This is a genomic window from Sphingorhabdus sp. (assembly GCF_046596595.1).
GTDB lineage: Bacteria > Pseudomonadota > Alphaproteobacteria > Sphingomonadales > Sphingomonadaceae > Sphingorhabdus_B.
Genome location: NZ_JBKJMB010000098.1, coordinates 1 through 11522 on the forward strand (window position 1 = coordinate 1; position 11522 = coordinate 11522).

General features: G+C 56.9%; 11 protein-coding genes and 1 pseudogene. 10 read left to right on the forward strand and 2 right to left on the reverse strand.

The features are described from left to right. From ACLL9E_RS10055 to ACLL9E_RS10095, 9 genes are all read left to right on the forward strand, one after another. Window positions 1-877, forward strand: an 877-nt coding sequence (locus tag ACLL9E_RS10055; protein WP_411291603.1) for a FecCD family ABC transporter permease, incomplete at its 5' end; no start/stop codon positions are given. Beyond that, on the forward strand, window positions 877-1647 hold the full coding sequence (locus ACLL9E_RS10060) for an ABC transporter ATP-binding protein (RefSeq protein ID WP_411291604.1): 771 nt from the start codon (window positions 877-879) through the stop codon (window positions 1645-1647). The genes ACLL9E_RS10055 and ACLL9E_RS10060, both read left to right, overlap by 1 nt. After that, window positions 1647-2570: an adenosylcobinamide-phosphate synthase CbiB gene (cbiB, locus tag ACLL9E_RS10065; RefSeq protein ID WP_411291605.1), complete on the forward strand. Its 924-nt coding sequence runs from the start codon at window positions 1647-1649 to the stop codon at window positions 2568-2570. Before ACLL9E_RS10060 ends, cbiB begins: the two co-directional genes overlap by 1 nt. Further along, window positions 2558-4006 (forward strand): cobyric acid synthase, encoded by a 1449-nt coding sequence (locus ACLL9E_RS10070; RefSeq protein ID WP_411291606.1) that lies wholly within the window; start codon window positions 2558-2560, stop codon window positions 4004-4006. The genes cbiB and ACLL9E_RS10070 overlap by 13 nt, the downstream gene beginning before the upstream one ends. Further along, window positions 4003-4641 (forward strand): 5,6-dimethylbenzimidazole synthase, encoded by a 639-nt coding sequence (gene bluB, locus ACLL9E_RS10075; RefSeq protein ID WP_411291607.1) that lies wholly within the window; start codon window positions 4003-4005, stop codon window positions 4639-4641. The genes ACLL9E_RS10070 and bluB overlap by 4 nt, the downstream gene beginning before the upstream one ends. Then, complete coding sequence (gene cobT, locus ACLL9E_RS10080; protein WP_411291608.1) at window positions 4638-5648, forward strand: nicotinate-nucleotide--dimethylbenzimidazole phosphoribosyltransferase; 1011 nt, start codon at window positions 4638-4640, stop codon at window positions 5646-5648. Before bluB ends, cobT begins: the two co-directional genes overlap by 4 nt. Further along, the gene (locus ACLL9E_RS10085; protein WP_411291609.1) at window positions 5645-6415 is read left to right on the forward strand and encodes an adenosylcobinamide-GDP ribazoletransferase; all 771 of its coding nucleotides are present in this window, start codon (window positions 5645-5647) and stop codon (window positions 6413-6415) included. The genes cobT and ACLL9E_RS10085 overlap by 4 nt, the downstream gene beginning before the upstream one ends. Beyond that, a complete protein-coding gene (locus ACLL9E_RS10090) occupies window positions 6412-6954 on the forward strand; it encodes a histidine phosphatase family protein (RefSeq protein WP_411291610.1) in 543 nt (180 codons plus the stop codon). The genes ACLL9E_RS10085 and ACLL9E_RS10090 overlap by 4 nt, the downstream gene beginning before the upstream one ends. A gap of 681 nt (window positions 6955-7635) precedes the next feature. Further along, window positions 7636-8598 carry a sulfotransferase domain-containing protein gene (locus tag ACLL9E_RS10095; RefSeq protein WP_411291611.1) on the forward strand — a complete coding sequence of 321 codons (963 nt, stop codon included), beginning with the start codon at window positions 7636-7638 and terminating at the stop codon, window positions 8596-8598. A gap of 476 nt (window positions 8599-9074) precedes the next feature. Here the strand turns inward: ACLL9E_RS10095 and ACLL9E_RS10100 are convergent. Further along, window positions 9075-9776 (reverse strand): annotated as a pseudogene (locus tag ACLL9E_RS10100) (NAD-dependent epimerase/dehydratase family protein); the annotation flags it as partial. Window positions 9777-9814: 38 nt separating this feature from the next. Beyond that, window positions 9815-10072 (reverse strand): NAD-dependent epimerase/dehydratase family protein, encoded by a 258-nt coding sequence (locus ACLL9E_RS10105; protein WP_411291612.1) that lies wholly within the window; start codon window positions 10070-10072, stop codon window positions 9815-9817. 405 nt (window positions 10073-10477) lie between these two features. On the opposite strand from ACLL9E_RS10105, the gene ACLL9E_RS10110 reads away from it, so the two are divergent. Beyond that, on the forward strand, window positions 10478-11305 hold the full coding sequence (locus tag ACLL9E_RS10110) for a hypothetical protein (RefSeq protein ID WP_411291613.1): 828 nt from the start codon (window positions 10478-10480) through the stop codon (window positions 11303-11305). Window positions 11306-11522 lie beyond the last annotated feature (217 nt).

Consider the following 11522-nt stretch of genomic DNA (forward strand, 5'->3'; position numbering starts at 1 on the left):
TGATGCGTGGTTGTCGGGTGATTTGCAGTCGATGATCGTCATGGAATTGCGCTTACCGCGCGCTTGCCTGGGTGCATTGGTTGGCGCGTCTTTAGGCATGGCGGGGGCAGCAATGCAGGGCTATTTGCGCAACCCGCTCGCTGATCCGGGTCTGTTCGGTATTTCCTCCAGCGCAGCGCTTGGGGCGGTCACGTCGCTATATTTTGGTTACGCGGTGTCGGCACTTTTGCTGCCGATATTTGCGCTGATTGGCGCTGGGCTTGGGATGACTGTGCTGGCATTGCTTGCCGGTCGGTCAGGTAGTTTGATCCTGTTCACATTGGCGGGGATCATATTGGCAAGCCTGACGGGGTCGCTAACAAGCCTGCTAATCAGCCTTGCCCCAACACCGTTTGCTACCTCTGAAATAGTGACTTGGTTGATGGGCGCGTTGATGGATCGTAGCTGGGATGACGTGAAACTTGCGCTGCCGCTAATGACCATCGGCATGGGGCTGTTGGTGGCGGTGGGCCGTAATCTTGATGCGCTGACACTGGGCGAAGCCACCGCGCGGTCACTTGGCGTCAACATGACGCGGCTGCAATGGTTCATCGTGCTTGGCGTTGGCCTGTGCGTCGGGTCGTCGGTGGCGGTGGCAGGTATTATCGGCTTTGTTGGCTTGGTCGTGCCGCATTTGGTGCGGCCACTGGTGGGGCATCAACCTTCGGCTTTGCTGGTGCCATCGGCGTTGGCAGGCGCTTTGCTTATCGTTCTTGCTGACTGTTTCGTGCGCATTCTCCCGAGCACATCAGAGCTGAGACTTGGGATTGCGATGGCCGTTCTTGGCGCCCCGTTCTTCATGTATCTGCTATTCAAAATGCGCAGGGAGGTTGCGTAATGGATATTCGGTTTGACGCGCTCTCGCTCACTCTGCGCGGGCGCTCAATCTTGCAGAATGTCAGCGGCCATCTGCAACGAGGGAAGGTCACGGCCATTCTGGGCGCGAATGGCGCAGGCAAAAGCAGCTTGCTTTCCTGCCTCGCGGGGTTGCGCACACCAGACAGCGGCATGGTATTTCTGGACAACCAACCGCTGACCAGCGTCCCTGCGCGGGTGCGGGCTCGCCTAATCGGATTATTGCCGCAACAGGCGGACATTCACTGGGAAATCAACGTCCGCGCACTTGTCGCGCTGGGACGGCTTGCGCATCAGGGGCGCTGGGGCAAAAGTGCCGCTGATGACGCCGCTATTGCCAAAGCGATGACACAAACCGACTGCTTGCAATTTGCTAATCGCAAGGCTCTGCGATTATCCGGAGGCGAACAAGCACGGGTGCTGCTTGCGCGGGTGCTGGCGGGCGAACCTGATTGGGTACTTGCCGATGAACCGCTCGCCAACCTTGATCCTGCGCACCAGATGGATGCTGTATCATGCCTGAAGGATGTTGCCCAAAGCGGGGCAGGGGTAGTGCTGGTGCTGCATGACCTAACCCAGGCTGCGCGGATCGCGGATCATGTCATCCTCATGAAAGCGGGGCGCGTTCAAGCTGCAGGAACATGCGCACAGGTTTTGACCCCCGATCAGCTTGCCGAAGCATTTGGCGTAACCGTCCATATCGATAGCGATGCGCAAGGTGCGCCAATCATCACGCCAATCCGCCGCGCTTAATGACGTATGACCGTCCATTATTTTTGCTGTCGATCTTGATTACGGAGGCTGTGCTTGGCTATCCGGCATTGCTTGTTCATCCAGTAGCAGTGGTTGGCCGGTTGATAGCGATCCTGGATAGCCGATGGAACAACGGCACGCACCGCCGCGTCATGGGGACGCTTGTTGCTGCCACCCTAATCGTTCTGGGCGGCGGCATTGGCTTTGCAATCGAACGCATTGCTATTGGTTGGAGCGGAGCAATCGCCGTGATCCTGATTGGCACAACTGGCCTAGCGCAACGCAGTTTGCACGATCACGTCGCCGCTGTAATGCGGCCTTTGCTCGCCGGGAATATCGACGACGCGCGCAACGCTGTGTCAATGATTGTCGGGCGTGATACAGCGGGGCTCGACACATCGGGTATAGCGGCAGCCGCAACTGAAACGCTGGCAGAAAGTTTTTGCGACGGCGTTGTCGCGCCTGCCTTTTGGTTTTTGCTCCTTGGCCTTCCCGGACTATTCGTATTCAAATGTATCAGCACCGCAGACAGCATGATCGGCCATCTGGATGATCGTTACCGTGATTTCGGTTGGGCAAGCGCGCGCGCCGACGATGTGCTGAACTGGGTCCCTGCACGGATCGCTGGAGTGTTGATCTGCCTATCTGGCGGGCGCGGCTGGCGCGTGATGTTGCGCGATGCGGGCAAGCACCTTTCGCCCAATTCGGGCTGGCCGGAAAGTGCGATGGCAGGCGCTGTCGGTGTGCAGCTTGGCGGCGGCGCTGCTTATGATGGGACATGGATTGGGCGCGCCAATTTGGGCGATGGTAGCCGGCCCATCGCCCCAGACGTAACGCATGCTTTGGCCATTTATCGTCGTGCTTGTCTTGGGCTTTGGGTTTTTGTTGGCGTGATAGCAGGGGCGCAGATATGGCTGCGATAATGCTTCAAGGCACAGGGTCTGACGTTGGCAAATCGGTGCTGGTGGCGGGGCTGTGCCGCATACTCGCCAATCGCGGTATGAAGGTGTTACCGTTCAAACCACAGAATATGTCCAACAACGCCGCCGTAACGCCGGGTGGCGGAGAGATTGGCCGTGCGCAGGCGCTGCAAGCGCTTGCTTGCCGTGCGCCGATGCATGTCGATATGAATCCCGTTCTGCTTAAGCCGCAATCGGACCGGACGGCTCAGGTGGTGGTCCATGGCAAAGTGCGAGGCACGCACGATGCAACTTATTACCGAAGCCGCAAAGGCGAATTGCTGAATGCGGTGCTCGATTCTTATGGACGATTGAGTGCGCAAGCCGACATCGTGATAATCGAAGGCGCGGGCAGCCCTGCCGAGATTAACCTGCGCGCTGGAGACATTGCCAATATGGGCTTTGCCCGCGCCGCAGGTGTGCCCGTTGTGCTCGTGGGCGATATTGATCGCGGCGGCGTGATCGCGTCTATCGTCGGCACGCAGGCGGTGATTGAGCCTGAAGATTCAGCAATAATCCGGGGTTTCCTGATCAACAAGTTTCGCGGTGATGTTGCATTGTTTGATGATGGCTATCGCGCAATACAAACACGCACTGGGTGGGAGGGGCTTGGCGTCATTCCCTGGATTTCTGCCGCGCGCCTGCTGCCTGCCGAAGATGCTGTGACGCTGCAAACGGCCCGCGCGCTGGGCAATGGTACAATTGAGATTGCGGTGCTTATGTTGTCGCACATCGCCAATTTTGATGATTTCGATCCACTCGTTCAAGAACCCGGTGTGCGCCTGACGATGGTGCCGCCCAGTACGCCGGTGCCTGCGACAGCTTCGCTAATCATCATTCCGGGAACTAAAGCGACGATAGCCGATCTTGCATTCTTGCGCGGCCAAGGCTGGGACATAGACATTGCCGCGCATGTTCGGCGCGGCGGACGAGTGTTTGGCATATGTGGCGGCTATCAAATGTTGGGGCGCAGTATTTCTGATCCCGACGGCGTGGAAGGAATGGCTGAGACTGTTACTGGACTTGGCCTTTTGCCAGTGGATACGGTGCTGGGGGCAGAAAAAACTTTGCGCAATGTACGCGGGATCAGCGTCGCAGATGGCGCGCCTTTTACTGGGTATGAAATCCATGTCGGGCGAACCAGTGGGGATGCCGCCCCATTGCTGCAAATGGCTGATGGATGTTTTGAAGGCGCGGTAAGCGCGGACGGCCGGATTGCGGGTTGTTATATCCACGGACTGTTTGCCCACGCAGAACAGCGTAGGCATTGGCTGGGCAGCGCATCAAATGGGATCAACCATGATGTCGCGGTCGACGCCGCATTGGATGAGTTGGCCGTTGAACTGGAAAAAGTCGTTGCCGTTGATCGGATGATCGCGATTGCGAACGAAGCGCTGTGATCGCCCCAGATTTCACTTCGGCCTTTCTCGAACAGCTTGACGACTTACTCATTTGGCGCCGCGATGTGCGGCATTTTGATACCCGCGCATTGGACGAGGGGTTAGTCGATACCCTGCTTGATCGTGCAAGCCTTGCGCCGTCGGTGGGCAATAGCCAGCCGTGGCGTTTCGTGCGCGTAATTTCCCCTGAACGGCGCGCGGCGATCACCGCGCATGTTGAGGCCGAAAATGCCTGCGCCGCGGCGCTTTATTGCGATGAAACTCGTGCGTCGTATGATGCGCTAAAGCTGCATGGTTTAGAACAAGCCCCCGAACATATTGCTGTATTTTGTGACACTGCGCCGCACGAAGGCTACGGCCTTGGCCGCCAGACGATGCCGGAAACTTTGGCATATTCGGTTGTGCTCGCGGTCCATACGTTATGGCTTGCCGCCCGGGCGCGGGGTGTCGGGCTTGGCTGGGTGTCAATCCTTAATCCCATCGCGATTGCGCAAATTCTCGATATACCACGACAGTGGACATTCATCGGCTATCTTTGCATTGGCTATCCCCTTAACGCCAATGATGTGCCAGAGCTTGAACGCACCGGGTGGCAGGCCCGGATTGACCCCATGAAGACAAGGTTCACACGGTGACATTGACACTTGAAATGGCGCAAGCCCATTTGGATGCGCTGGCCAAACCACAGGGCAGTCTGGGCCGATTGGAGCGCATTGCCGCGCGGCTTGCGGTCACACAACAAACGCTATCCCCCCAAACGCACCCCCGCTGCATCACTCTGTTTGCGGGCGACCACGGGGTTGTAGAAAGCGGGGTTTCAGCATGGCCCTCTGCCATCACCACCGCGATGATGGCAACCATTGCCGGGGGAAGGGCAAGTAGCAATGCGCTGGCCCGCGCGGCCAATTGCAACCTACGATTGATAGATGTAGGCAGCGTGACGCCGCTCGTTGCGAATTACCCTTCATTCGTTAGCGAACAGCGGGTTGCGTGCGGCACTCAAAATCTGGTGTTAGGCCCTGCGATGAACGAGGCGCAATTTGATACCGCATGGGCCATTGGCGAACAGGCAGCGCAAACAGCTATAAACGATGGCTGCTGCGTGCTGATTGCCGGAGAAATGGGCATCGGCAACACAACGCCTGCTGCCTGCCTGACAATGTTGCTCGCCGGAACAGATGCAGCAACGGCAACTGGCAAGGGCGCAGGCGCGGATGATGCGATGCGAGCGCATAAGCAGACGATTGTGGAAGCAGCTGTAGTGCGGGTGCGGCCATTGATGGCAAGCTATCCCAAGGCCGCAATTGCCGCCCTGTGCGGGTTTGAGATAGCGGCAATGGCGGGATTTTACGCCGCAGCGGCGAAAGCTGGCGTTACCATCCTGCTCGATGGATATGTCACGACTGCGGCTGCGCTCATTGCGGAAAAACGCGCGCCAGGCACGGCGAATCAAATGATCGCTGCCCATCTTTCCGCCGAACCAGGGCATATTGCTGCCTTAACTGAACTGGGACTTGAGGCGATGCTCGAATGGGAGATGCGATTGGGCGAAGGCACAGGTGCCCTCACCGCATTGCCGCTGCTTGATGCCGCCGCTGCACTGATGACAGAGGTAGCAACCTTGTCGGAGATTATGGAGTGAGCTGGTGGATACCGCCATTGCTCGCATTGCAATTCCTCACGCGGATTCCCGCACCGGGGCTAAACGCGATCACCGCCGAAACGGCAAAAGCGGGCCTTGCAAAATCGGTTATCTGGTTCCCCGTGGTCGGCGGACTTGTAGGGGTAATTACCGCCGCGACGCTGATCGCCGCCGATCACATCTGGCCGCGGATCATTGCCGTTATTCTTGCCCTTATCGTTGAAGCGCGGCTGACGGGTGCGTTCCACGAAGATGCCGTCGCGGATTTCTGCGACGGTTTTGGCGGCGGGATGACACCGCAGCGCATTCACGAGATTATGAAAGACAGCCGCATTGGCAGTTACGGCACGCTCAGTATGGGCTTCGCTGTCGCTTTGCGTGCCGCCTTGTTGTTCGTCCTGCCAGATGCACTTATCCTTCCGGCCCTAATCGGCTCAGCAAGCTTTGGGCGTTATCTCGCGGTTTGCCTTATGGCTATTATCCCGCCGCTCATGCAGACAGGCGGCCTTGCCAAAGATGTTGGCGCGCGCACCGGAATTGATCAGTGGTTTATAGCAAGCCTGCTAACGCTGCCCTTCATGGTTCCGCTTGGGCTCATGGTCGCGCCACAGGTCTGCGCCGCGATTGCCGCCGCACTGATCTTTGCGCTCTGGTTCCGCCGTTTTTTGTTGCAGCACTTGAACGGAGTTACTGGAGATTGCCTTGGCTTTGGCGTGTATGTTGGGCAAATCCTCATCTTGCTTGCCGCAAATACAATTCTTCCATGATACTACATCTTGTCCGCCATCCGCCCGTTTCAAAAGTGTGGCAGAAGCGTTGCTACGGCCAGAGTGACCCGGGCTTGTCGCGGGACGGACAGAAAATGATAGCTCCAATGGTCAGTCAGTTGGCGGCGCTCAAACCGGACGCGATCATCCACAGCGATCTACAACGGACCCTCGCGATTGCCGAACCCCTCGCCCGCAGCCTTGGCGTAACCAGCACCGCCGACCCGCACTGGCGCGAACGTGATTTTGGCGCGTGGGAGGGCCACACATGGAATGCTATCTACCGGGCAACCGGGAATGCCATGGACGGTATGGTCAATGATCCAGATCATTACCGACCCGGCGGGGGCGAAACCACCCAAGCTCTTGCGACGCGCGTTCAGGTGGCCATGCAGAATCTGCCTGATGTTGATTGCGTTGTGGTCGTTTCTCACGGTGGACCCATTGCTTGTGCAATATCAATGCAAATGGGTGCATCAATCTACCGGATCGCGTCGCTTATTCCAAGCACGGGTTCGGTCACGGTGCTTCGATTTTAAACGTGACAGCACGCCCAATCGGCTCTCATCAATTGTCTAATTCATCGACAACCTCTTTTGTGATGCCTTATCGAACCGCAGTGTTTCCGCGTACCTCCCAATTGAAGGTTTTAGGCTCTTCGAACTCAATGCCATATCGTAGGGCAGCTAATTTAGAGGCACTTCAAAACGTTAAGCGGCCAAAAAGTTGCCGGAGGCTATGTCGCATTCAAAACTATCTAAACGGCAGCATTCATCGACTCACGCACAGAAGCGGTCAGTCCGGTCCCGCTAACATTCCGGTCGTTAGCGGCTCAAGGTTAACCTCTACAAACCGGACATTCGTTCAGGTCGGCCAAATTACTCAAAATGGCCGCTCCGCGACGTTTGGGTTAAGGAGAATAAGGTTCGACTGCCGCGAAACGCGACATTGATTTTACTGTAAACTCCAACGCGAAAAACTAAGCCAATTTCGGACGATCCTCGGCTTGCCCTCGAATGCCTACTGTGAGCACGCACGAGATATCCAGTAAATGACATTGGGTATATACCTCGAACGTCCCTCGCTAGATTTAGCGCTTAAAAAATGCTATTATCGACGTTCTCTAAAGGGAGAGAAACAATGAAAGCATTTATGATGGCAGCCGCAATTGCTGCATTCTGCGCTCCGTCACTCGCGACAGCTCAGGTGGTTAATTCGCAATGAGCGCCGCACCGCGTTTGATCCGGTCAGCAACTCGCCGCGTCCGTAACCGAGCATTCGACAGCACCTTCTGGGACGATTTCCCGATGCGGCCAGACGACATCGTTATTTCGACCAACCCCAAATGTGGTACCACCTGGACCCAGCGGATCGTGGGCATGATGGTGTTTGGCAGTTCGGCGCCTTTCCCGGTACAGGACAGCTCTCCCTGGCCTGACTTTCGTATGCCACCGCCTGGTGCAATGCTCGGATTGGCCGAGAGCCAGCAGCACCGCCGCTTTCTCAAATCGCACCTACCTTGGGATGCGCTGCCGCATTACGAGGGTGTCAAGTACATTCACGTAGCCCGTGACGGACGCGACGCGGCAATGAGCTTCTTCCATCACAAATCGAACTACACGCCAGAGTCGATCGCGCGATTGATTGGGCTTAGCAATGCCGATTCAAAGTTCGGCGACGGCGACAGCTACGACTTTTCGCCTCAGGACCCGGCGGCTCATTTTGCGGGATGGGTCGAGGGGCCCGAGGATGACCAAGGAGATGCAGGTGCAGGCTATTTCGGGATGGAGAACAGCTTCTGGGCGGCGAGACACGAACCGCAAGTACTGCTGGTGCACTTCAATGATATGAAAGCCGACCTTGAGGGCGAGATGCGGCGGATCGCCGAATTCCTCGATATCGAAATCGCCGAGAACATCTGGGCTGAAATCGTCGAGGCGGCGGGCTTCGAAGCGATGAAGGGCGACGCTCATCAACTGATGCCGCAAGCAGGTGGCGTCTGGAAGGGCGGCGGCAAGACCTTCATCAATAAGGGCACAAACCGACGATGGGAGGGCGTCTGCCGGGCGGCAGATCTCGCACGCTACGAGACCAAGGTGTCTAGTGAATTCAGCCCGTCGCTAGCAGCGTGGTGCGAGCATGGCCGGCTGGTGGCAGGAGACCCGACCACTTTGCCCGATTGAGCGAATACATCCTGCAAGTTTTGGTGTTAGGTTCAACAGGTCCGGTCGAGCGATAGCATTTTTCACAATCGAAATCGTTTTATCGGCTGACCGGAAGGGCACCAGCGCCCGTTGGAGCCCAAGCGCCGGAATTGGCCGTTCTCCGATGCTGAGCATTTTGAAACTAAGGCCGGACTGCTGCGAAAAGCGACATGCGACCAACCGCCGAACTGCGGCTTCGTTGGACGTTGCCGGCAGGCAGCTATTAGAAGGGTGGGCGCAGTAATCAGCCGTTCGTTCAGCTAGAGCCGCGACGGCAGCATTACGCGACATTTCCGCCTTTGCTTGGGCCGTGCTGATATTTTGAAAGCAGACTGACCACTTTTCCCACTGGTTGCGACAAGGCTTCGGCTGGAATGGTTAGGGAAGCGGAAACTACTATTTTGCCTTGCCTCGCCACCTGTGTCCAGCTTGACCGGTTACGTGTCGTCCCTGCTTCAGCCGTCCGAGCCGGAAATTGCCCCAGCTTTCAGTTCCGAGAGTCCTGCTGCGCGCGACATGACAGGCACATATCCTAGCTCCTTTCGCGCCTTCGCTATGTTGAGGGTGACCGTGTTCCCAACAGTAGCATACTCTTGTCGACCAAGTGGACCACTGAGCGCGCCTCCAGTTAAATTGGCCAGCAACTCGCCTGCAGATACTATAATGTTCATGAAGCCGCGCCGCACGCTCTTCACTTCCGATTCGCTGATGCCCTTTGTTGCCAGTAGCGCTGTCACCCACGGACGGAAGGCGATATCCTCTCCGTCGGTGATGAAATAGACTTCTCCGCCCCGACCTTTTTCGAGACATAGGCGCACACCTTCTACCACATTGGCAATGTGCGTTGTGGAGGTGAGGTAGTCGCCGCCATCGAACCAGACAAGTTTTCCGGATTTGGCTGCCGTAACCAGTTGAGGCAGAGCCGTCGTATCGTCGCGCCCCCAAACAAATCGAGGACGCATCACGATTACGTCCATCCCATTACCGTTTGAGGCAAGCGCGATACGTTCCGCGCCTGCCTTCGTACGTGAATAAGCGCCAGACGGATTTTCCGGGATTGGCCAGGTCTCGTCGGCATTCACAATCGGCCGGCCATCCAGTAGGACGGCTTCTGTCGAAATATGCACTGCTCGCTTTACGCCTGCAGCGTGAGCCGCATCGTAGACATTCTGTCTTCCTTTGAGATTTGTGAGTTCTAGTTCTTTCGTCGAACGCCCGTGATCGTGTCGGCTGCAGCGTGCACCAGTGCGCCCACGTTTCTCATGGCTGCTTCTAGAGAAGCCTTGTCCATGATGTCACCGCGAACTGGTTCTCCGCCGAGCCGCATGATGAGGTCAGAAGATGTGTCACTTCTGGTTAGACCACGCGCCTTATGACCCCGTTCGATCAACTCGCGGACAATGTTGCGCCCCAAATAGCCGCTCGCGCCTGTGACAAGGATTATATCAGACATTGGAGGCGTTTAACACGGCTACTAAAACATCACACTAAAGCTTTCATCGATCGGTGATAGTTATGGGGAATTCTGTGTTCTCAGGCTGTCGAAGCCTACCTTGATCCCCAGAACCAATTCGAGTGCCATGAGCGTTAATAACTGCAATGGGGTGGCAGGCCGCTATTCTCGGGCTTCAGATGACATCGGGAGACATGGTACTTTCGCGCTCCGTAAGAGTGCAGTCCGCTCCCGGCCCAAATCTTGACCATACGGAATGTTGCATTTAGAGTAATTTACCCACTCCGCCGAATGTCAGCACTGTCTCGTACGCTAACAATTGGCCGGTCTATGCAAGCCATTCCCTAGCGTCGTAGTTGATATTGCAACTTCAAAGTGGTAACTACCGATCAGGGGAGTGTTGCCATGACGACTCTTGCGAATAATTTGAACTTTGCAGAAACCCAGCTGGACGTACTGTCCGGGACGCCGCGAGCCCACGCCATCGACCGCTGGATATTCGTGCTTATGTCGGCATGGTTTATTGCCATTGTGCTCGCTGGGTTCATCCCGGACTCGCTGATGAAGATCGACGCTGTTACGGCAGGCGAGCGCCCGCCGTTCCCGCTGATACTTCACGTCCATGCGGTATTGATGGGATCGTTCCTTCTGCTGCTTCTGGCGCAGGCATGGCAGATAGCGACCGGTAGGAGCGCTCAGCACATGCGGCTAGGGATGGTCGCTATGGTACTCGCACCCGCCCTCGTCATCGTCGGCTTCATCCTGGCGCCTACCATGTACCACATGCTGTGGGACGCGGCACAGGCAGCCCCCCTAGGCGAACGGGAGGAGATGCTGGGCGGGCTCGAGGTTCGGGAAAACATCCTGCTTCTCCAATTGCGTGTCGGGATACTATTTTCCCTATTCCTCAGTATCGCGCTGAAAGCCCGCAGCCGGAACGCTGGCATGCATAAGCGAATGATGTTCCTCGCAACCGCGATGGCTTTGCCGGCCGGTCTCGACCGGATTCCATGGCTGCCGCACTCAATGCCCCAGAGCCCGCTCACGCCGGACCTTTACACGCTTCTGGCGATCGCACCGATGTTCGTGTGGGACGTGATGCGTAATCATTCGGTACATCCAGCCTATGTGATCTGGCTGGCGGTCAATATTCCGTTCGCTCTGGCGGTGCACGGGCTTTGGGATACGCCGGTGTGGCATCAGACGGCGCGACATCTCATGGGGGTCGGATAGTCTCTCCCCTTGCCGAATATGTTACCGGCGGGATCAGTCGCCGCAGCACCAATTTTACTCTAACCGTTCAGGTAAAGGCTAAAAGGAAATATCGATGCCGCAATTCGTGATTGAACGTGAAATGCCCGGCGTAGGCCAACTCGGTACCAGCGATCTCCAAGGTGCATCCCAGACTTCATGTACGGTACTTCGCGACCTTGGTCCCGACATTCAATGG

Excerpts from the sequence above, each read along its gene's own strand:
- ACLL9E_RS10110 (WP_411291613.1), top strand. The coding sequence starts at position 10,478 with ATGACGACTCTTGCGAATAATTTGAACTTTGCAGAAACCCAGCTGGAC.
- ACLL9E_RS10070 (WP_411291606.1), top strand. The coding sequence starts at position 2,558 with ATGGCTGCGATAATGCTTCAAGGCACAGGGTCTGACGTTGGCAAATCG.
- ACLL9E_RS10105 (WP_411291612.1), bottom strand. The coding sequence starts at position 10,072 with ATGTCTGATATAATCCTTGTCACAGGCGCGAGCGGCTATTTGGGGCGC.
- ACLL9E_RS10095 (WP_411291611.1), top strand. The coding sequence starts at position 7,636 with ATGAGCGCCGCACCGCGTTTGATCCGGTCAGCAACTCGCCGCGTCCGT.
- ACLL9E_RS10060 (WP_411291604.1), top strand. The coding sequence starts at position 877 with ATGGATATTCGGTTTGACGCGCTCTCGCTCACTCTGCGCGGGCGCTCA.
- ACLL9E_RS10090 (WP_411291610.1), top strand. The coding sequence starts at position 6,412 with ATGATACTACATCTTGTCCGCCATCCGCCCGTTTCAAAAGTGTGGCAG.
- cbiB (WP_411291605.1), top strand. The coding sequence starts at position 1,647 with ATGACGTATGACCGTCCATTATTTTTGCTGTCGATCTTGATTACGGAG.